Source organism: bacterium 336/3 (genome assembly GCA_001281695.1).
Taxonomy (GTDB): Bacteria; Bacteroidota; Bacteroidia; order Cytophagales; family Thermonemataceae; genus Raineya.
Genome location: LJIE01000002.1, coordinates 136,566 through 156,810, shown reverse-complemented (window position 1 = coordinate 156,810; position 20,245 = coordinate 136,566). Strand labels below are relative to the sequence as shown.

Annotated in this window: 20 protein-coding genes; 9 read left to right on the top strand and 11 right to left on the bottom strand. The window is 35.4% G+C overall.

Annotated elements, in window-relative coordinates:
• Positions 1 to 66 precede the first annotated feature (66 nt).
• Positions 67 to 1,062 carry a glyceraldehyde-3-phosphate dehydrogenase gene (locus tag AD998_19990; protein ID KOY84712.1) on the top strand — a complete coding sequence of 332 codons (996 nt, stop codon included), beginning with the start codon at positions 67 to 69 and terminating at the stop codon, positions 1,060 to 1,062.
• Between the two features lie 204 nt (positions 1,063 to 1,266).
• Here the strand turns inward: AD998_19990 and AD998_19985 are convergent, their stop codons facing one another.
• From AD998_19985 to AD998_19970, 4 genes are all read right to left on the bottom strand, one after another.
• Positions 1,267 to 2,373: a hypothetical protein gene (locus AD998_19985; protein KOY84711.1), complete on the bottom strand. Its 1,107-nt coding sequence runs from the start codon at positions 2,371 to 2,373 to the stop codon at positions 1,267 to 1,269.
• The gene (locus AD998_19980; protein KOY84710.1) at positions 2,360 to 3,469 is read right to left on the bottom strand and encodes a DNA methyltransferase; all 1,110 of its coding nucleotides are present in this window, start codon (positions 3,467 to 3,469) and stop codon (positions 2,360 to 2,362) included. The genes AD998_19985 and AD998_19980 overlap by 14 nt, the downstream gene beginning before the upstream one ends.
• 144 nt (positions 3,470 to 3,613) lie before the next feature.
• Positions 3,614 to 4,819, bottom strand: a complete 1,206-nt coding sequence (locus AD998_19975; protein ID KOY84709.1) for a hypothetical protein — start codon at positions 4,817 to 4,819, stop codon at positions 3,614 to 3,616.
• A gap of 1 nt (position 4,820) precedes the next feature.
• Positions 4,821 to 6,119: a UDP-glucose 6-dehydrogenase gene (locus AD998_19970; GenBank protein ID KOY84708.1), complete on the bottom strand. Its 1,299-nt coding sequence runs from the start codon at positions 6,117 to 6,119 to the stop codon at positions 4,821 to 4,823.
• A gap of 65 nt (positions 6,120 to 6,184) precedes the next feature.
• Between AD998_19970 and AD998_19965 the strand changes: the two genes are divergently transcribed.
• Positions 6,185 to 7,279 (top strand): NADH-quinone oxidoreductase subunit H, encoded by a 1,095-nt coding sequence (locus AD998_19965; protein KOY84707.1) that lies wholly within the window; start codon positions 6,185 to 6,187, stop codon positions 7,277 to 7,279.
• A gap of 13 nt (positions 7,280 to 7,292) precedes the next feature.
• Positions 7,293 to 7,694 (top strand): hypothetical protein, encoded by a 402-nt coding sequence (locus AD998_19960; protein ID KOY84706.1) that lies wholly within the window; start codon positions 7,293 to 7,295, stop codon positions 7,692 to 7,694.
• Here AD998_19960 and AD998_19955 read toward each other — a convergent pair whose 3' ends face one another.
• Positions 7,695 to 8,492, bottom strand: coding sequence for a hypothetical protein (locus AD998_19955; GenBank protein KOY84705.1), 798 nt, complete (start codon positions 8,490 to 8,492; stop codon positions 7,695 to 7,697).
• A gap of 108 nt (positions 8,493 to 8,600) precedes the next feature.
• Between AD998_19955 and AD998_19950 the strand changes: the two genes are divergently transcribed.
• Genes AD998_19950 through AD998_19935 form a run of 4 tightly spaced genes read left to right on the top strand, consistent with a single transcriptional unit; the run spans position 8,601 to position 12,558 of the window.
• The gene (locus AD998_19950) at positions 8,601 to 9,278 is read left to right on the top strand and encodes a serine dehydratase (GenBank protein KOY84704.1); all 678 of its coding nucleotides are present in this window, start codon (positions 8,601 to 8,603) and stop codon (positions 9,276 to 9,278) included.
• Positions 9,279 to 9,282: 4 nt separating this feature from the next.
• Positions 9,283 to 9,840 (top strand): thioesterase, encoded by a 558-nt coding sequence (locus tag AD998_19945; GenBank protein KOY84747.1) that lies wholly within the window; start codon positions 9,283 to 9,285, stop codon positions 9,838 to 9,840.
• 4 nt (positions 9,841 to 9,844) lie between these two features.
• Complete coding sequence (locus AD998_19940; protein ID KOY84703.1) at positions 9,845 to 11,998, top strand: hypothetical protein; 2,154 nt, start codon at positions 9,845 to 9,847, stop codon at positions 11,996 to 11,998.
• 5 nt (positions 11,999 to 12,003) lie between these two features.
• Entirely contained in the window at positions 12,004 to 12,558 is a 555-nt protein-coding gene (locus AD998_19935) for a hypothetical protein (protein KOY84702.1), read from the top strand.
• 224 nt (positions 12,559 to 12,782) lie between these two features.
• Here the strand turns inward: AD998_19935 and AD998_19930 are convergent, their stop codons facing one another.
• A complete protein-coding gene (locus AD998_19930) occupies positions 12,783 to 13,172 on the bottom strand; it encodes a hypothetical protein (protein ID KOY84701.1) in 390 nt (129 codons plus the stop codon).
• A 263-nt stretch (positions 13,173 to 13,435) separates the two neighbouring features.
• Here AD998_19930 and AD998_19925 point away from each other — a divergent pair, with 263 nt between their 5' ends.
• The gene (locus tag AD998_19925; GenBank protein KOY84700.1) at positions 13,436 to 14,401 is read left to right on the top strand and encodes a hypothetical protein; all 966 of its coding nucleotides are present in this window, start codon (positions 13,436 to 13,438) and stop codon (positions 14,399 to 14,401) included.
• Between the two features lie 135 nt (positions 14,402 to 14,536).
• Entirely contained in the window at positions 14,537 to 14,998 is a 462-nt protein-coding gene (locus AD998_19920) for an AsnC family transcriptional regulator (GenBank protein ID KOY84699.1), read from the top strand.
• Here the strand turns inward: AD998_19920 and AD998_19915 are convergent.
• Genes AD998_19915 through AD998_19895 form a run of 5 tightly spaced genes read right to left on the bottom strand, consistent with a single transcriptional unit; the run spans position 14,995 to position 20,227 of the window.
• Entirely contained in the window at positions 14,995 to 16,302 is a 1,308-nt protein-coding gene (locus AD998_19915) for an argininosuccinate lyase (GenBank protein ID KOY84698.1), read from the bottom strand. The two genes, AD998_19920 and AD998_19915, sit on opposite strands and share 4 nt — an antisense overlap.
• Positions 16,299 to 17,375, bottom strand: a complete 1,077-nt coding sequence (locus AD998_19910; protein KOY84697.1) for an acetylornithine deacetylase — start codon at positions 17,373 to 17,375, stop codon at positions 16,299 to 16,301. The genes AD998_19915 and AD998_19910 overlap by 4 nt, the downstream gene beginning before the upstream one ends.
• A complete protein-coding gene (locus AD998_19905) occupies positions 17,368 to 18,150 on the bottom strand; it encodes an acetylglutamate kinase (protein KOY84696.1) in 783 nt (260 codons plus the stop codon). The genes AD998_19910 and AD998_19905 overlap by 8 nt, the downstream gene beginning before the upstream one ends.
• A 3-nt stretch (positions 18,151 to 18,153) precedes the next feature.
• Entirely contained in the window at positions 18,154 to 19,101 is a 948-nt protein-coding gene (locus tag AD998_19900) for an acetylornithine carbamoyltransferase (protein KOY84695.1), read from the bottom strand.
• A 1-nt stretch (position 19,102) separates the two neighbouring features.
• Positions 19,103 to 20,227 carry an acetylornithine aminotransferase gene (locus tag AD998_19895; protein KOY84746.1) on the bottom strand — a complete coding sequence of 375 codons (1,125 nt, stop codon included), beginning with the start codon at positions 20,225 to 20,227 and terminating at the stop codon, positions 19,103 to 19,105.
• Positions 20,228 to 20,245: the final 18 nt, after the last annotated feature.

Below are 20,245 nucleotides of genomic sequence, written 5' to 3'. Positions count from 1 at the left end.
AATTTTTATCTGTAATATTGCGGGCAAATTTTAGTATTTGTTTCACAATTTTAAGCAAACTAGATAATGTCAAAAGTTAGAGTTGCTATTAATGGTTTTGGTCGTATTGGCAGGCTTTCTTACAGAGCTATGCTCGGCAAATCCGAAATAGAGGTTGTTGCAATCAATGACCTTACTGATACAAAAACTTTAGCCCACTTACTCAAATACGATTCCGTACATGGTAAATTCGCAGGAGAAGTTGGCTATGATAGCGAAAATTTGATTGTAAACGGTCAAAAAATTCGTATCTACGCTGAAAGAGACCCTAAAAATCTTCCTTGGGGTACACTTAATGTAGATGTTGTTCTTGAATCTACAGGACGCTTCGTAGATGAGGCTGGTGCTGGCGGACACATCACAGCTGGTGCTAAAAAAGTAATCATTTCTGCTCCTGCATCTGGAAATATTCCTACTGTGGTATTGGGTGTAAACGAACATACCCTAACAGGTTCAGAAACAATTATTTCTAATGCTTCTTGTACAACCAATTGTCTTGCTCCTATGGCAAAGGTATTGGATGATGCTTTTGGTATCGAGGCTGGATATATCTCAACCATCCACGCTTATACATCAGACCAAAGCCTTCAAGATGCTCCTCACAAAGATTTACGTAGAGCAAGAGCTGCTGCTTATTCTATTGTTCCTACCTCTACAGGTGCAGCAAAAGCAGTAGGTTTGGTATTGCCTCACCTAAAAGGTAAATTGGATGGTGTAGCAATGCGTGTGCCTATTCCTGATGGTTCATTGACTGATCTTACAGTAGTTTTGAAAAAACCTGCAACCAAAGAAGAAATCAATGCTGTGATGAAGGCTGCTGCTCATGGTGCTTTGAAAGGCATTTTGGAATATACAGATGAGCCTATCGTATCTATTGACATCGTTGGAAATACTCATTCTTGTATTTTTGATGCTGAGATGACAGCTTCTATGGGTACACTTGTAAAAGTAGTAGGCTGGTACGACAACGAATATGGTTATTCTAGCCGTATTGCTGACTTAATTGTAAAAGTTGGAAAATAATAATTTGATTATCAGTTATCAATGATAAATTATAAAAGCCCTAAATCTAATTTGGGGCTTTTGTGTTTAATACTATGAAAATGGATATTATTGAACTTAAATGGGGACTTTTTGAATAGTTGAAGATTAATGAATTTATATATATTTATTTTGTATAAGAAATTCTTTAAAATCTACTTATTATGTCCTGTATTTTTTGTTCAATTACTTTACTACAAATATTACATCTGCCAATGCAGTAAAAGTCTGAGGTTTACCTTTAAACTCAAAATTTACTTTTAAGTCATCAATTTTCTTGTTTTTGAAATTATCCAAGTAGTTGATAATTGTTGGCTTCAAAAGGTCAAGGTTTCTTTTCAATTTCCATGAGTTACCAAAGTCGTCAGTGTCCACAAGTACAAGGAATAAACGATTTTCAGAACCAAAACGCATTTCGCCTTGATTTTCATAGAGCCAAGTTGCTAATATTTTAGGATTATTTTGAACTTCCTTTAAAATTTGTAGTTTCTCGTTTTTCAAAGTTGTCAATACTTCAATGCAAAATGTATCATTTCTATTTTTCATTTTTTCAATGATTTCATACGAAATGTCTGCTGGTTTTGCTTTCTTATCAAAACTGATTTTTGCCTCTTGTGCTTTCTTTTTTAAATAGGTAAGTTCAACAGGATAGCCTTTTTCCTTACGTTTTGTTTTGATATATTCTGCTGGTAAATAAGTAACTTTTAAGTCAAAAGGTACATCATTTATAAAAAAATCAACGCTTTTGATTTGACCGACTGTTGGTAATACTGCTGAATGAGATTTGAAAATATGTTCAATTAAAATACTACTCCAATGGTTATACCAACTATTCAATACATAGCCTTGAACAGCAACATTGATTTCAGTTTCGAATTTTGAAATTAGTGTATCAAAAGATTTATGAACTTTTACATACCTACTTACCAAATATTTGTCCAATGAGTTTTGGTAGTCACCACCCCAGTCAAAGTTTTTAAGTTTGTAGAGTTCAGAAACCAATTGGGTTGTGTCAAGTCCTTTAACTTGTTTGATGTTTTCAGCCTTGATAAAGTCGTTCAACTTTTTATTTGAGTTTTCTATATCTAGACATAACAAATCAAACAACTCTATGAATTGCTTTGCCAAAGCTGTTTCTTTAAGCTGAATTTTATTATTTGCAAGAAAATCTACGATAAGCTCTTTTCTAACAATTGATTTAGTTTTCAACCATAACAAACCTGTTTTATCTTGGCTGAACTCTTCTAATTTTTCGCTTTCGTGGAGCTTCTTCCAATATTTAAAATCCTTCATTTACTAATTGTTCTTTTAGATTGCTTGAAACAAAATGTTTCTTTTTAGGACTGCAAACAAATAGTATTTCTTGACTACCTGCAACACTTCCTTTTCCACCTCTACCATTTTGATAGGTTTTGGTTTCAATTTTTACATTTCTAAACTTTGAGATTAATTTTTCAAATTCGTCAATTTTGGGATAACTTCTATTGTTATAACTGATTAGCCAATTGGGGATATTTTCTGATAATTCAAACAGTTTTTCAAAAGAGGAAATGACATCTCGTTTTTTGTCAAACCCACTAAAACGTTGTGGTTCGTATCGTTTTATACCGTTGATAAACTCTTTATCCTTCCAATATTCTGTATAGGTTTCGAGCAAATGATAAAAGCCTTGATAGTCAGCATGACTATAACAATAAGGTGGGTCAAAATATGCTAGATCAACGTTTTCTATATTTGGTAACAATTCTAAAATGTTCAGATTGTAGCTTTTATTATCTTGTTTATTGTCAAATATTGAGTTATTGTATTTTGGCAGAAGTTCTTCAAAAATTTCTTTTATAGGTCTTACCAAACTTCTATTTCGCTTTATTCTTTCTGGGTCGTTTGCATACACCAATGCTTGTGTATGTCCAAAATGTCCCATTGTTATTTTCCTTGTCATACTACGATTGATTACAGTATAAGCAAGTGATTGTTTGAGTTCGCTGTCAAGTAATGGAATATTTGCTCTAAAATTGTCTAAAAATTCTGCTTCTTCTCTTTCAAAAAAGACGTTTGTAAAAATATCTTCAATTAGCTTAAATTCGTCCTTGTTTTTTGCTGGTTGGAAAAGTAATAGTAAATCTTCTTTCTCTAATTTTATACTTCTGTTTTCTATTAAAGCCTTCCCAATTTGGTTATTAAAGTTTAAAAAGTCGTTTGCAATCACTTTGTAACCAAGCTGTTTAAATAAATATCCAACTGATTGAGAGCCTGCAAAAGCGTCAATAGCCGTTTTTGTATTTTTAGGTATGAATTGATTTATCCAAGGTAAAAGAGTGTACTTTGCACCCAAATATTGTGGTTCAGGAAACTGATAATTCAAATATTGGTATTCTTCAAAAAGCATACTTTAAATTTAAAATTGTTAGACAACAAAGTTAATTTTTCCTATCAATTTTAGAAGTTTGTTGTATATGTATAGTTTTGTCCATTACATGAAGTATAACACCCAAATATACGACATTTGTTTGTTTTTTCTTAATAAAAATACTTAAATGGAGTTATCATTTTGTAACTGCTCACTATCTGCACTAAAACTTACCAAAAGTTTCTCAAAATGAGGTTGTAATCTTTTAGAAAGGCTTGAAACATTCATTTTTTCCAAGCCATTTCCCCACACCAAACACTCTTGATTGGGTAATTGGTCAGCACAGGTAAGCACTAAGTTTTTAGGTAATCCTTTTGAAAAATTGCTATCACATTGCAAAGCATAATGCAAAAGCTCTAAATTGAGGGGTGCTTTTCTGAAAAAACCCTGATAATCATTGAGTTGATTGGTTTCGTTTTCGGTATTTTGTAAATCGAGACGAGTATTTTCTAATGGAAACCAGCCAGCTCCATGCCGAGTATGATAGCAACGGCTTGCATACCAGATATTTATGTCTGAGATTTTACTTTTAGAATTTCGAGTAATCAGCTCTAAAGCATTTTTGGAGGTGGTATTGCTTCTGGTTACATTCGGAAAAAAACCAAAATCCATATCCAAAAGAACACCCTGAGCTCCTTCAAAAATAAAATGCTCAAAAGGGTATATATCTGAAAAAACATCTTTTTCGTGTACCCAAGATATATTTTGAGAATTTTTAAGTTTCTGTAATTCAGATAAATAGCCAAGAAATCTGTTGTCTTCTTGTTCGTGAGGCATTTCTAAGAAATCTGTAATGCCTTGTTGGATAAGTTTTTCGTGGTAATATGCCCTGATGCTTTTAAGCTTGATGTTTACAATTTCAGGGAAACTTAAATCTTGAGCGTAAAGCCTTACAGGACTGTTTTCGTGGCGTTCAATGGTTGCCCCAAAACCCATTCCACAACTGCCATGTCGCTGATTTCCACGTTTTTGTTCTAACAAACGATTATAAAGAATATCGTAATGAGTTGTTACAGGGCAAAGATTGTCTATGAAAATCTGTGGAAATATTCCCAAACTTTCTAAAACTTTGTGTTCTGTAATAAAAGCAGAAGGAGAAAAAGTACAAAATCTTGACCAGTAGGTAGGAATATTTTGGAATGTACCTGCACCAAAATTAGAAAAAACATGTTTTTTTTCTCCTATGCAAACAGTGTGTCCTGCTTGTTGTCCTCCGTTAAATCTGACCACCAAAGAATTTGGGCTTTGGAAGCCAAGAAAAGAGGTGGTTAAACCTTTTCCTTCGTCTCCAAAGCCCAATCCTATAACAATAGAAGCTTTTTTAGCCATACTATCTACCTATGCTGTAATATTCAAAGCCTAAAGCTTGTATATCTTGAGGCTCATATAAGTTTCTGCCATCAAAAATAACTCTATTTTTCAGAAGACTTGTCATTACTTCAAAATCAGGGGTACGGAAAACAGGCCACTCTGTCATAATCATGAGAGCATCTGAATTTAATAAAGCTCCATAAGGACTATCTGCGTACTCGATTTTATCTCCAAATATATGGCGAACATTTTCCATAGCTTCAGGGTCGTACGCTCTTACTTTAGCACCCAAATTGAGTAAATGTTGGATATTTTCCAAAGCGGGAGCTTCTCTAATATCATCTGTATAAGGCTTGAAAGCCAATCCCCAAATAGCTATTTGCTTACCTTTTAAATCTCCATTAAAATATTTAGAAAGAGGTTCTTGTAATCTTGTTTTTTGGAGGTCATTTACATTCATCACAGATTTCAAAATTTTGAAATCGTAACCACTGTCTTCAGAAGTTTTGGCTAAAGCCTGAACATCTTTAGGGAAACAACTACCTCCATAACCAATACCTGCAAACAAGAAACGCTTACCGATACGAGTATCAGAACCAATACCTTTACGAATATCATCTACATTTGCACCTACTTTTTCGCATAGGTTTGCAATTTCGTTCATAAATGTGATTTTGGTAGCTAAAAATGCATTGGCTGCATATTTAGTCATTTCAGCAGAGCGTTCACTCATGAAAATGATAGGATTGCCTTGTCTTACAAAAGGCAAATACAATTGTTCCATTACCTTTTTAGCTCTATCAGAACTTGTACCAATTACAATACGATCTGGTTTCATAAAGTCTTCAACAGCAACACCTTCTCTTAAAAATTCGGGATTAGAAACCACATCAAACTCTACTTTTGCATTTTTGGCAATATTCTTATGTACCAATTCTGCAGTTCCTACGGGTACAGTACTTTTATCTACAATTGCTACATAATTTTTTAAGATTTTGCCTAAATCGTCAGCAACCCCTAAAATGTACTTCAAATCTGCTGAACCATCTTCACCTGGAGGTGTGGGCAATGCCAAAAAGATAATTTTTGCATCTTCAATGCCTTCTACTAAATTGGTGGTAAATTTTAATCTACCTTGAGCAATATTTCTGTCAAAAAGAATATCTAAACCAGGCTCATATATAGGAATAACACCAGATTGGAGTTTCTTTACTTTTTCTTCATTGATATCTACACAAGTAACAGTGTTACCTGTTTCTGCTAAACAAGTACCAGTAACCAAGCCTACATAACCAGTACCGACAACAGCTATTTTCATATGTTTTAGAGTTTTTTTAGTAAAATTGACGCAAAAATAGTTTATTTTTGGCAAACTCAAAATTTATGTTGGAAACAGTTTTATACTTTGGGGCTTATCTGACTTTAGTGCTTGTTTTGGTACTGATTACATTTTACGCAGAACGTAAACTTGCAGCATTTATTCAAGATCGTATGGGACCCACCGAAGTAGGAAAATTTGGAACGCTACAACCAGTAGCTGACTTACTAAAACTTTTACAAAAAGAAGATATTGTACCTACTCAAGCAGATAAAAAACTGTTTTTACTTGCTCCTATTGTCATTTTTCCTGCTATTTTTGCTGGAATGGTTGTGATACCTTTGGGAAAAGGCTTACAAGCTTCTCATATCGAAATAGGTGTTTTTTTCTTGCTTGCTATTGTTTCTTTGGATGTGGTAGGTTTATTGATGGCAGGCTGGGGGTCTAACAATAAATTTGCTTTGTATGGAGCAATGCGTTCAGTTGCTCAAATTGTTTCTTATGAAATTCCATTAGTGCTCTCAGTGTTGTGTGTAGTGGTACTTGCTCAAAGTTTAGATTTAACAGAAATAGCTGTAAGACAAGGACTTAGTTCTCAGGAGTCTATTTATTTATTTGGTATCAAGGCGTTAGGGGTAGAAGTAACACACATAGGAGGTTTTCTGACATGGAATATTGTTCAAATGCCTTTATTGTTTGTGGTGTATGTGGTGTTTTTTATTACAACGCTTGCGGAAGCCAACAGAGCCCCCTTCGATTTGCCCGAAGGCGAGTCGGAAATTATAGGTGGGTTTCATACAGAGTACTCTGGGTTTCGATTTGCCATATTCTTCTTGGCAGAATATACCATGATGATACTTGTAAGTATGCTCGGAATTATCTTGTTTTTTGGAGGCTGGAATACACCTTTGCCCAATATAGGCAGTGTACGCCTTGCAGAATGGACTACTGGTGAAACAGGGAGCTTTTTAGCAGGTTTTTGGGCTATATTTTGGCTTTGTAGCAAAACCATTATTGTTTTGCTTTTACAAGTAGTAGTTCGTTGGACTTACCCACGCCTGCGTACCGACCAACTCATGTATTTGGCTTGGAAAGTGCTTACACCTGTTACACTTGTTATGTTACTTGTATGTAGTATTTGGAGAGTATTGATGATTTAAAAAATAAAAAATTATGGAAAACATCATTTTTAAACACATTCAGACCTACAGCACTGAAGCTGGTAATTTGAATAGTTTTACTCCAGTACAAGAAGAACAAATTAAAATTTGTGCAGAATTGTATTTTGGAGAGGGAAATATTGAAAGTATTGAAAATATTTTTGATGAAGAACAAGAAGGATGGATAGAAGCAGATTTATACCATGTGATAGATGTTGATAAACAAGAAGTGATATTAGATTTTTGGAACTATATGGCTGATTCAGGGACTTTTTTCGCCCATAATACAGCCAATTATGCGGGCTACGAAATGATACAATTCTCTATCGATTTTATTGCTAAAAACGAAGTGAATGAGCATTTTCCTGAGGATTTTGAAAAAACTTTGAAAAAAAAGTACAATGAATGCAAATAATTAAGCAGGAGGATTTACGATTCCCTGCTTTGTAAAAGTACTCTGAACTTTCTCATGGATGTTTGCTGCAATACGAGAAGCTGAACTTACATAATCTTCAGGGGCAAGCCAACAAACCAAAGAAGCAAAATAAGCATTATCTTCCAACATTGTAATTACTACATTGGGGGCTGGTTCTTGCGAAAACATAGTTTCTGTTTTTGCAATATTGAGTAAAATACCTTTTACCATTTCAGAATCATGTACATTGGATACTTTAAATTTGTATTCTACTCTTCGTTGTTGCCCTCCTGTTTGATTGATAATAGCTCCATTAGCTACAATCCCATTTGGTAATATAATAATCTGCCCTTCAGTAGTTTCCAATACTGTGCTAAAAGTTTGTATTTCTCTGACAACCCCTGTAAAAACTTGAAAGGTAATCATATCACCAACCTTATAGGGCTTAAAAAACAAAATAAGTACACTTCCTGCAAAATTGGAAAGACTACCTTGCAATGCCAAACCCACAGCCAAACTGGCTGCTCCCAATACTGCCACAAACGAAGTGGTTTCTATGCCTAAAATACCTGCAATGCTGAATAACAGTAAGACTTTGAGTCCAATAGAAATTAAACTGATTAGAAATTTACTAATCGAAGGATCAAAATTTCGGATTAAAAGAGCTTTCCTTGAAATAATAGAAATTCTGCTAACAAGCCAACTTCCTACAATCCATGCTAAAATAGCTCCTGCAATTTTTGGGGTATAACCCACCAAAAGTGTATAAAGTTGTTCTAGAGTTTTTTCTATGTTCATAGTTTGATAAGTTTTTTACAAACATTATAAAAATATTTGAGATTCTCTTTTTTTGATGGCAAAATTCTGCGTAATTGGATATTGCAAAACGCAATCTTAATTGTTTTTATGAGTGAACGTAGTAGTATTTTCGATATGATTGGACCCATCATGATTGGTCCCTCAAGCTCTCATACGGCTGGAGTTGTACGTATTGGCAGAACAGCAGTAAAAATTTTAGGTGAAATACCTCAAAAGGCAGTCATCACTTTTTATAACTCTTTTGCTCAAACTTACGAAGGGCATGGCAGTGACAGAGCCATCATTGCTGGACTTTTAGATTTTGCCACAGACGATACTCGTATCAAAACATCCTTTGATTATGCCAAAGAAAAAGGCTTGGATTATACTTTTAAGGCTATCGGAAATGCTTCTTTGTATCACCCAAATACCGTAAAGTTGGAGCTTTCAGCAGGAGATAAATCTGTGGAGATTCTTGGAGAAAGTAGAGGAGGAGGATTAATTAATATAGCCTCTTTCAATGGATTTAGAGCAGATATTACAGCTTCTTCACACACACTTATTGTGCTTGCAGACGACACAAGAGGGATTGTAGCTTTTATAGCCAATGTTCTTTCTCATGATGATTGCAATATTGCAACCATGAGTGTTTCGAGAAAAGGTAAAAACGATATGGCTTGTCATTTTTACGAGATGGATTCTCCTTTACGTCCCTTAACAATAGAATATCTAAAAAGCTTGAATTCTGTAGAAGAAGTAAAAAATATTGACCTTACAAATATTTAATAGTATGCTTACAGAAACCTTACCCGTTCGATACTCTCAAACAGAGCTTGTTGAACTTATGATTCCCTCTTATGCCAATTTTGGAGGTAAAATTCATGGAGGAATACTCCTGTCCATTATGGATAAAGTAGCTTACGCTTGTGCTTCTAAACATGCAGGGGCTTATTGTGTAACCATAACAGTAGATAATGTTGAGTTTTTAAGCCCTGTGGAAGTAGGGGACTTGGTAAGGTTTGCTGCATCTGTGAATTATGTAGGAAAAACCTCTTTGGTGGTGGGTATCAGGGTAACTGCCGAAAATATCAAAACAGGGGAGCAGAGGCACACAAATACGAGTTATTTTACAATGGTTGCAAAAGATGATGAAGGAAAACCAACATTGGTACCGAAATTGCTTTTGGAAACTGAAGAAGAAATCAGACGTTTTTTGGAAGCTATGAAACGCCGTGAATACAAAAAAGAATATGTCAGCCTTTTTTATAGTGCTAAAAATGAGCTAAATATTCAAGAAGGTATTCGTAGCCTAAGCGAAGAGCGTTGCGTTCTTGGTTTGAAACTTTAGAAAAATGACAAACAAAGCAATAGAGTTTTTAAAAAATAAATGGTTGGAAACTACAAAAATCCAAGAACCTTCACAGAGTAGCCTACAAGGGCTTTATTTTGTGAGGTTTTTGTTTGCTCTTATTGTAGGAATATTGATTGGGCATTTTGCCGAACTCAACGCAAATCAGTTGGTTTGGGTGTGGTTGGGACTTGGAATTATCTATGTTTTACTCTTTTTGAGCATTCCAAAATACAAAAAACACGCTTTCTCACCTCTGATGGGAGGACTTGCCCTTGCCAATATCTTTGTTTTTGGAATTTTACTTGTTCATTTTCGCAACGATTCGAGATTGCCACATCATGTTTTGCAACAAACAGACCATTTTGAAGCATACAAGGCTCGTGTCATTTCTGAGGTACTGGAAAAGAACAAAACCTATTATTTTGTGTGCCAGATAGATGAAGTCAAAAATGAGAAAGGTTGGGTAAAAGCCACTGATAAAGTGAACGTTTTTCTTGAAAAAGGCAGTCATAAGCCTGATTTTGGAGATGTTTTTATCACAAAAAATAAATTACAACTCATCAATGCCCCACTCAATCAAGCACAATTCAATTACAGAAAATATCTTTCTTACCAAAATATCTACCACCAACAATACATCAAACAAACAGATTTTCTTTTTGTAGAAAGTCAAATGGCTTGGTATGAGTATTTTGAATACGCATCTATCCAGATTCGCCAATATTGTGATAAAGCTCTCAAGAAAAATATCCACTCGGAGCAGGAGTATGGAATGGCTTCGGCGTTGGTGTTGGGAGTCAAACATCATCTGGATGAAGATCTCAAACAAGCCTACACCAATGCAGGTGTAACGCATGTACTGGCTGTTTCGGGTATGCATGTAGGGATTATCTACATGATTTTGGTGTTTTTATTGGGTAAAATCAAACGACTGCCAAATGGTAAAATTTATTTTGTAAGCATTGTATTACTAATTTTGTGGATGTATGCTTTTGTTACAGGGCTTTCGGGTTCGGTACTTAGGGCTGTGATGATGTTTTCGATGATTGTATTGGCTCAGAATTTACAACGTAACAGTAATATCTTCAATACGTTGGCTGTTTCTTTGTTCTTTTTGTTGTGTTGGAATCCGTTTTTACTGATGGATGTGGGTTTACAGCTTTCGTATTTGGCTGTTTTGGGAATAGTATATTTGTTCCCGAAAATGTATGTGGCCTATCAGCCCCAAAATTACCTGACTGACTGGATTTGGAAAACTATTGTAGTTTCGGTGGCAGCACAGATTTTCACCCTACCCATTACGTTGTATCACTTCCATCAATACCCAACCTATGGAATTTTAGCCAATTTGCTCATTATACCTTTGGGAAATGTGGTATTGGTAGTAGGTTTGGCTTTGGTGGCACTATCAACAGTTCCTTATCTCAATACTTTACTGGGCTGGTTTTTAGAAAAAACAATCTGGGTTACCAACAAAATAGTATTTCAGGTAGAAAACCTCGATTATGCCACAACCAGTTTGGTACTAGATTTTAAAGAAGCCTTGGCTTTGAGTGTGTTTTTACTGGGTTTTATCTTTTTCTTTGAAAAACGAAAAGTCAAATGGCTGGCTCTGAGTACATTTTCTTTGGTGTTTCTGACAGCATCCTCTATCTATAAAAATGCAACTCAACAACGCCAGCAAGTGTTTGTGGTGTATGGTGTGGGCAATGCGTGGGCTTGTAGCCTGACTGAAGGGCAGAAGTCCATTATTTGGACAGATAGTACCCTGCAAAACCATGTTGGAAGGCTTAATTTTAATACCAAAAACCTTTTGGATGAACTGGGAACATCCGAAAAGCATTACAATACACCCCCCAAGTGGCAAGATTTTGACACTTGGAAATTATGGATTTGGAAAGGTAAAACCATTGTATTTGTGCAAGAACCACTCAAAAAATTGGATATTGCTAAAATCAATACCATACAACCCAAATATCTGATAGTTCAGAATAATTCGCTTAAAAACTTAGATTGGCTTCAATTTTCCCCACAAAAAATAATAGTAGATGCTTCTAATAAATCTTATATTGCTGAAAAATTGAGTATGAAACGCCCTGACGTTCATAATATCTATGAAAAGGGAAGTTTTCTACTCTCTGAGTCGCAAAACTAAGTAGTATGTTAGAAACAATAGATGCTTGGGACAAATCGGTGGTTTTGTGGGTAAACGAAATGCATCACCCAACAGCTGATTTCTTGATGAAATGGGCAAGCCATACAGGTATCTGGATACCCTTTTATGTGTTTTTGTTGTATCTGCTTATAAAGGTGTATGGTCGGAAAAGTGTATTTTATATTGTAGGTATTACGCTTGTGGTAGTGCTTTCAGACCAAATTACGTCTTCTTTGATGAAGCCTTTTTTTGAGCGTTTACGCCCCTGCCATGTTTCTGCTTGGGAAAATGTTCTGCATCTGCCTGCTGGTTGTGGTGGAAAATACGGATTTGCTTCTTCACATGCTGCTAATACTTTCGGGCTTGCCATGTTTTGGTGGCTTGCCTTACGAAAACATTACCGATTTATTTATCTTCTTTTTGGCTGGGCTGGAGTGGTGTCGTTCAGTCGTATTTATCTGGCAGCCCATTACCCAACAGATGTAATTGTTGGGGGGCTTGTGGGTATGCTTTCTGCTTATATTGTTTATAAAATTCCTGAAAAAATATTTAAAATCTAAAAGGTTGTTTAAATTTATTATTGTTTTGATAAGTTAATGGAGTCCTTGTTCTTTTTTATCAAGAAAAAAGAACCAAAAAATCAAGAAAATTCAAAGCTTCCACACACAAACCTTCGCTCACCTCGCTGAATTTTCAACCCAACACTTTTTATATTTGAAAAAAATGCAAAAATCAAGTTGTTTAATATCAAGTATTTAAACTGTTTTTAAACAACTTCTAAAGATTATTCTTCCTCTTCCCATTTATAAAAATCTTCGAGAATATCGAACAAGGCTTGCCTTGTCATGTTTGAGTGTAAAGGATAATCTTTGCCCAAAGCTTCAAAAAGTATTTGATAATCAGAGATAAACGATTCAAAATCTGTTTGGGACATCTGCTCAAAATCTTCTACGGTATCGGGCAAGGCTCTATCCATGATGTAGGCATTACTTCGCAAAGGGCGTTTGGGTTGGGTGTACCAAGTATCGCCAAACTCCTCCCAAATACTGATAAGCCCTAATAGCCTGAGTGGGTCGGAGGCTATAAAATCTCGTTTGTCTTTCATTGCCCAATAATCGCCATCAAACTCATCTCGTGGGTCAGGGATGAAGAAAATCTTATACCCCTTCTCCATTATCACATCGAAGGCATATCGGTAGGTGTTACGGGCATCTGCCATACGACACAAGCGTTCTTGAAACTCCATTTCTTTCAAAAAAGTAAAAATCTTACACTGCTAAAAGTAGCTAAAAATAACAATTTTGCTTCTTATATGCAAAATAGAAAGCTTGAAAATGCAATCTGATGCTTTTTCTTACACACCCTGAAAATCAGGGATTCCCTGATGCGTGGAAGTTTTTTTGTTTGTAAATTGGGGGAACTTAAATTTTACAAAATATGTCAAATGCTCTAAGCCACTTAGTAACAGAAGTAGCAAGTTTTATACCTGAAAATTTTAAAAGAACAGATTTGGGTACAGAACTCTCTTTTGAAGCTGATTATCCACTTATGGAGTCTGCAGTAAAGATATCTAAGGATTTACTCGAATGTGAAATAAACAAAATTCCTAAAGAAACAATTAGTAAAATAAATGATTCCATTAACTCTATTCACTCAGCATTTAATCATATGCTGACTTTTTCTGTTGAAAAGAACTCTAGCAATATTACTCAAAATAGAAGAAATATATCTAATACTTTACAATCAGGTTATAAAGATTTATTTAATACAGTTTTACCCATAATCACATATTTTAAAAAACTTGACGAATTAGAATTACAAGCAAAACTCAATGATATTCAAAAAGTATATGATGATTTAATATTGAGAGAACAGGAAGTAGAACAAAAAATAAAAGAAATACTAGATAAAGCTACTCAAGCAAGTTCACAAGTTGGGGTAGCTGTATATGCAGATTTGTTTAAAACAGAAGCAGAAAATCATGACAAATCTTCAAAATTATGGTTAAACTGGCTGAAAGGAATGATATTAATAATTATAGGTTGGGGTGTAGGAGCATTTTTTATTAATCCAGAAAATAATGATACATCTAAAATATTTCAATACACTGTATCTAAAATTATCATCACAAGTGGTTTATTTTATGCTTTATCTTTGATAACAAAGAACTATAAAGCTCATGTACATAATCATATTGTAAATAGACATAAACATAATTCTTTAAAAACTTTTGAAACATTTGTAAAAGGAGCTGGAGATGATGTACAAACAAAAAATGCTGTACTATTGAGTGCAACACAGTCTATCTTTACTGCTCAACCAACAGGTTATTCTAATCAAGAAGCTGATAATGATTCTGTTAAAATTATAGAGATGTTAAAAACTACTCCAACAGGAAAATAATAGTTATGTCCTCAACCTTCTCCAATTTTGAAGAAAAACAAGAACGTAACGTTGTTTCACAATAAATTCCATTTTACTTGATTTTTCGTGTATATTTGTTCTATAAAACCACAAAACGCTTAGTATGCTTTGTTTATGGATAAAATAGACGCTAAAATTCTTAATATTTTACAAAAAGACTGTACTGTTCCTGTTAAAGAAGTCGCTCAATTGGTTGGGTTGTCGTACACACCCACCTACGAACGCATCAAATACTTAGAGGAAACGGGAGTCATCAAGAAAAGAACGGTGATACTTGACCCTAAAAAGGTGGGAATCAAGTTGTTTGCTTACTGCAACATCATTTTAAAAGAGCAATCCAAAGAAAAACTTGAGAAATTTGAACAGGATGCTGTCAAAATACCAGAAATACAAGAAATTATCAGTCTTTCAGGTGTTTACGATTATGTTTTGAAGGTGGCAACCACCGATATCGAGGCATACAACGACTTTGTTGTCAATAAGTTATCGAATATCCCAAATATCGGACAATACCACAGCAATATCGTCATGAATATCATCAAAGATGAAACATCTTATTATCTTTCAGAAGATTAGCCAAATGCTTTTAGTTTTTCGAAAAAAGCCTTTTTGATTTCTTCATTACATAAATTCCCGATACTTCCCTGATGTGTATGATTTAACGAGAGTTTTCTGAATGCAAAGCTCTTGTTTTCAACTTGTTGAGAAACCAAATGATACGCATCTCTAAACGGAATGCCCGAAAGTACCAATCTGTTTACTTCTTCTACGGTAAATAAGTATAGGTACTTTTCATCATCCAAAATATCTTTCTTGATGATGATATGCTCCAAAGCCAACATGAGTATATCCAGACAGCTTTTTAGACTCATCAGTGCAGGAAACAGGCATTCTTTGGTGAGCTGCATATCTCTGTGGTAACCTGAAGGCAGATTATTGGTGAGTAACGTCAGTTCGTTGGGTAAAGCTTGTATTCTGTTGCATTTGGCTCTAATCAGTTCAAAAATATCAGGGTTTTTCTTGTGGGGCATAATGCTACTACCTGTCGTGAATTTCTTAGGAAAACTGATAAATCCAAAATTCTGATTCATGTACAAACACACATCCATCGAAAATTTGGAAAGTGTGGCAGCAACACCCGAAAGAGCCATTGCTGTAGTTTTTTCGACTTTTCCACGAGTCATTTGGGCATAAACTACATTGTAATTGAGAGATGCAAAGTCGAGCAGTTCGGTAGTCTGCTCTCTATCCAAAGGGAAAGAAGAGCCATAACCTGCCCCAGAACCCAAAGGGTTCTTGTTTGCCATATTGTAGGCTGCTAAAAGTAGCTCCAAATCGTCAGAGAGGCTTTCGGCATACGCTCCAAACCAAAGCCCAAACGAAGAAGGCATAGCCAACTGAAAATGTGTATAACCGGGGAGTAAATCGTGTTGATGTTTGTCGCTTAATCCAATCAATTGGAGAAATAAAGATTCTATTTTTTTTGTAATATCCTGAATTTCAGATTTTATAAAGAGTTTTATATCCAATAACGACTGGTCGTTTCTCGAACGCCCTGCATGGATTTTCTTGCCAACTTCTCCTTTGAGTTCTGTAAGCATCCATTCTATCTGAGAATGAACATCTTCTATGCCATTTTCTATTGTAAAAGAGCCATTTTCTATGCTTTCTAAAATGCTATACAAGCCTTCTTGAGCATCTTGCCACTCTTGGGCAGTTAGCAAACCAATGCTATAAAGCATATTTGCATGAGCTAGTGAGCCTTGTACATCTGCTTTGGCAAGATATATGTCCCAAATGGGGTCTTGTCCGATGGTAAAATTTTCAATGAGTGTATCTATTTCAGATTGCGGGCTGTATGTATGTTGCCAAAGTTTCATAAGAGTGTCTGATTAAAAGATTCAAGGAGTTGTATATAAATGTCTATGCCTGTTTCAATTTCGTGTAGATAAATAAATTCGTTGGCAGTATGTGACCTTGCAGAGTCCCCAGGTCCCATTTTGAAGGTATCAAATGACATCAGGGCTTGGTCTGAGGTGGTAGGTGAAGCATATGTTTCTCTATTTATTTTGATACCACAAGCCACAAGTGGATGCGAGAGAGGTACAAAAGAGGGGTTGAGCCTCAAAGAACGAGGAATAACCTCACAAGAAATATGTTGCTTAATCACCTCTAAAACAGCCTGATTGTCGTATTTATCTGTGGTACGAATATCAACTGTAAACTGACAGGTTTCAGGGACAATATTGTGTTGTAAACCCGCCTGAATCATGGTTACAGACATTTTTACATTTCCCAAAAAATCGGATTTTTCAGGAAATTGATAGGTTCTAAACCAGTCAATATCTTTAAAAGCTTTGTAAATAGAGTTTTCGCCTTCTTCACGGGCTGCATGCCCCGATTTGCCATGAGCCACACAATCTATCACAAAAAGACCTTTTTCTGCAACAGCAATATGCATTTGGGTGGGTTCGCCTACAATTCCAAAATAAATTTCAGGAAGATGAGGCAAAACTATCTCAACACCATTTTTTCCAGAAATTTCTTCTTCGGCAGTAGCAGCATAAATAAGGTTGAAAGCCAAAGGCTTATCGTAGAAATACAAAAAACAGGCAGCTAAAGAAACCAAAGCTCCACCAGCATCATTGCTACCCAAACCATACAAAATACCATTTTCAACATCAGGACTAAAAGGATTTCGGGTATATTGTTTATTGGGTTTTACAGTGTCGTGGTGCGAATTGAGTAAAATAGTAGGCTTTTGGGCATCAAAAAACTTGTTTTTAACCCAAACATTATTCATGAGCCTTTCTGTAGGGATTGATTTGGCTTTAAAAAACGATTCTATGGCATCAGCCGTTTTGTCTTCGGTTTTGCTAAAAGATTCAATAGCGATAAGCTCTTTGAGTAATTCAATACTTTCTTGTTTTAAGATGGTTTTTAGATTATCCATAAAGTTCTGTGCCTATAAAATCGTTTTCTAATGTATGGAGATATTTTGCATGGTAAATCAGGACTTTAGAAACTCCCTTTTCAATAGCCTGAAAAGCATTTTCAAGTTTTGGGAGCATTCCATCCGAAATGACTTTCTCAGATTTCAAATGCTGGTAAACCGTTTTTTCGATTTGGGGAATGTAAGATTCTTCGTCTGCAATGTCTGTCAGAACTCCCTTTTTCTCAAAACAGAAACTCAAATGTACTTTATAAAGGTTTGAAAGGGCAATAGCCAATTCTGTGGCAATGGTATCAGCATTGGTATTGAGTAACACCCCATTGCCATCGTGGGTGATAGAGCAAATAACAGGAACAATATTTTGAGACAGCAAACTGCTTAAAAAAGAAGTGTTTATACTTTTAATATCTCCTACGAACCCAAAATTGATGGAAGAATGGTTTCGTTTTTCACTCAAAATTAGGTTGTTGTCTGCTCCACTCAGTCCCAATGCTTGTATGCCTTTGGCTTGTAATTGAGCTACCAACTGCTTGTTTATCAAGCCTGCATAAACCATTGTCGTAATTTTGAGCGTTTCAAAATCTGTAATTCTTCTGCCTTCTACCATAGTTTGTGGAATGCCCAATTTTTCAGCTAATTCGGTAGCTAATTTGCCTCCACCGTGTACCAATATTTTGGGTGAGGTAACAGCAGAGAAATCTTCTATGAATTTTTCTAGAACTTTGGGATTATCCACCACATTTCCGCCAATTTTGATGATGTGTAACTTTTGCATAATCTAAAAATTGGTTTCTAAAATTTTTTGTAAGACTATTTGAGCTGCATAAATCCTGTTTTCTGCTTGCTTTAGAACCAAAGAATTTTCGCTATCCAGCAATTCATCAGATAGTTCTACATTTCTGCGTACAGGCAGGCAGTGCATAATTTTAGCGTCATGTGTTACACTCATTTTCTGATGATCTAAAAGCCAGTTTTCTTGGACATCTAGAATTTTTCCGTAGTCTTGATACGAAGACCAGTTTTTCACATATACAAAATCTGCATTTTCAAGAGCTTTTTCCTGATTATGCTCAATAGTAGCCCCTTGTGTGAAATCCTCAGAAAGTTCATAACCTTTTGGATGTGTGATGGTTAGGTGATGACCACAACCCACAGCCCATTCTGCAAACGAATTGGCAACAGCCTGAGGAATGGGCTTGATATGTGGAGCCCATGTCAGTACTATTTTGGGAGCATTTTGTTTTTGATGCTCCTGAATGGTTATCATATCTGCAAGACTTTGTAATGGATGCAAAGTTGCTGACTCTAAGCTGATTACAGGTATATTGCAATATTTGATAAATTGCTGTAAAATTTTCTCAGAGTAATCTTCTTCTCTATTTTTTAAATTTGGAAAACATCTGATAGCCAGTATATCACAATACAAGCCCATCACAGGGGCAGCATCTTTGATATGCTCTACAGTTGTTCCATTCATAATAGCTCCTTCCTCAAACTCCAACGCCCAGCCGTCTTGCCCAACATTGAGAACAATATGGTTCATTCCTAAATTTTGAGCAGCTTTTTGGGTACTCATACGAGTTCGTAGGCTTGGGTTAAAAAAAAGAAGCCCAATCGTTTTATTTTTACCTAAATCAGAAAATCTATGATTATTTTTCAGTTTGATTGCGTCTTGTACTAACCCTTTGGGGTCAGGAATATCTTTTACAGAAGTAAATTGTTTCATTTTAAGTAATAACAGATTTGAATGCGTCAATAAATTGATTGATTTGAATTTCGGTGATAGCCAAAGAAGGCAAAATACGAATCGTATTCTTATTGCTTGAAGAACCCACAAAAATATGGTGTTTTTCAAGCAATGCCCTTCGGACTTCAGCACAAGGCTCATATAATTCAATTCCTATCATCAAACCCAAACCCCTGATTTCTTTTACTTTAGAAATATCTTGTAGTTTGGAAACTAAATATTTCCCTTTTTCTTGGGCGTTGGCAATCAGATTTTCTTTTTCAATAATATCCAAAACAGCAATGGCAGCAGCACAAGCCAAATAATTGCCACCAAAAGTAGTTCCTAACATTTCTTTTTTGGCTTTGATATGTGGAGCTATCATCACACCTGCCACAGGAAATCCATTGCCCATACCTTTAGCAATCGTGATGATATCAGGTTTGATACCAGCTCTTTGATGGGCAAAAAACTTACCTGTACGCCCATAACCAGATTGTACTTCATCCAAAATCAGAGGAATATTTTTGGCTTTACAAGCTTTTTCGATGTGTTGCAAAAAAGGAATAGTAGGAGCATAAACACCTGCAACACCTTGTATGCCTTCAATGATTACACAAGCCACATCGTCCGAAAAAGCATGATCAAAAGAGAAAATGTCATTCAAAGGTAAAAATATAATATGCTCATTCTGATTGATAGGAGCTACAATTTGAGGGTTATCAGTAGCAGCTACTGCCAGTGAAGTACGCCCATGAAAACTTTTTGTAAAGGCAATTACTTTCTTTTTGCCTGTGTGGAATGAAGCCAATTTGAAAGCATTTTCATTGGCTTCTGCACCAGAATTACACAAAAACAGTTGGTAATCGTTGTAGCCAGAAAGTCTTCCTAATTTTTGAGCAAGTTCTTCTTGTTGCTTGATATAGATAGAGTTAGAATAAAAACTAACACTTTGTAACTGTTTCGTAATAGCCTGAACATACTCTGGGTGGCTATGTCCCACAGAAATAACGGCATGTCCTCCATATAAATCCAGATATTCTTTCCCCTTGCTGTCCCAAAGTGTAGAACCTGAGGCTTTTGTAATGTCTATGTCAAAAAGATGATAAACATCAAACATTTGCATAGTAGTTTCGGTAGCTGT

Coding starts and splice junctions, on each gene's coding strand:
- AD998_19990 (KOY84712.1), top strand. CDS start 67: ATGTCAAAAGTTAGAGTTGCTATTAATGGTTTTGGTCGTATTGGCAGG.
- AD998_19985 (KOY84711.1), bottom strand. CDS start 2,373: ATGAAGGATTTTAAATATTGGAAGAAGCTCCACGAAAGCGAAAAATTA.
- AD998_19980 (KOY84710.1), bottom strand. CDS start 3,469: ATGCTTTTTGAAGAATACCAATATTTGAATTATCAGTTTCCTGAACCA.
- AD998_19975 (KOY84709.1), bottom strand. CDS start 4,819: ATGGCTAAAAAAGCTTCTATTGTTATAGGATTGGGCTTTGGAGACGAA.
- AD998_19970 (KOY84708.1), bottom strand. CDS start 6,119: ATGAAAATAGCTGTTGTCGGTACTGGTTATGTAGGCTTGGTTACTGGT.
- AD998_19965 (KOY84707.1), top strand. CDS start 6,185: ATGTTGGAAACAGTTTTATACTTTGGGGCTTATCTGACTTTAGTGCTT.
- AD998_19960 (KOY84706.1), top strand. CDS start 7,293: ATGGAAAACATCATTTTTAAACACATTCAGACCTACAGCACTGAAGCT.
- AD998_19955 (KOY84705.1), bottom strand. CDS start 8,492: ATGAACATAGAAAAAACTCTAGAACAACTTTATACACTTTTGGTGGGT.
- AD998_19950 (KOY84704.1), top strand. CDS start 8,601: ATGAGTGAACGTAGTAGTATTTTCGATATGATTGGACCCATCATGATT.
- AD998_19945 (KOY84747.1), top strand. CDS start 9,283: ATGCTTACAGAAACCTTACCCGTTCGATACTCTCAAACAGAGCTTGTT.
- AD998_19940 (KOY84703.1), top strand. CDS start 9,845: ATGACAAACAAAGCAATAGAGTTTTTAAAAAATAAATGGTTGGAAACT.
- AD998_19935 (KOY84702.1), top strand. CDS start 12,004: ATGTTAGAAACAATAGATGCTTGGGACAAATCGGTGGTTTTGTGGGTA.
- AD998_19930 (KOY84701.1), bottom strand. CDS start 13,172: ATGGAGAAGGGGTATAAGATTTTCTTCATCCCTGACCCACGAGATGAG.
- AD998_19925 (KOY84700.1), top strand. CDS start 13,436: ATGTCAAATGCTCTAAGCCACTTAGTAACAGAAGTAGCAAGTTTTATA.
- AD998_19920 (KOY84699.1), top strand. CDS start 14,537: ATGGATAAAATAGACGCTAAAATTCTTAATATTTTACAAAAAGACTGT.
- AD998_19915 (KOY84698.1), bottom strand. CDS start 16,302: ATGAAACTTTGGCAACATACATACAGCCCGCAATCTGAAATAGATACA.
- AD998_19910 (KOY84697.1), bottom strand. CDS start 17,375: ATGGATAATCTAAAAACCATCTTAAAACAAGAAAGTATTGAATTACTC.
- AD998_19905 (KOY84696.1), bottom strand. CDS start 18,150: ATGCAAAAGTTACACATCATCAAAATTGGCGGAAATGTGGTGGATAAT.
- AD998_19900 (KOY84695.1), bottom strand. CDS start 19,101: ATGAAACAATTTACTTCTGTAAAAGATATTCCTGACCCCAAAGGGTTA.
- AD998_19895 (KOY84746.1), bottom strand. CDS start 20,227: ATGCAAATGTTTGATGTTTATCATCTTTTTGACATAGACATTACAAAA.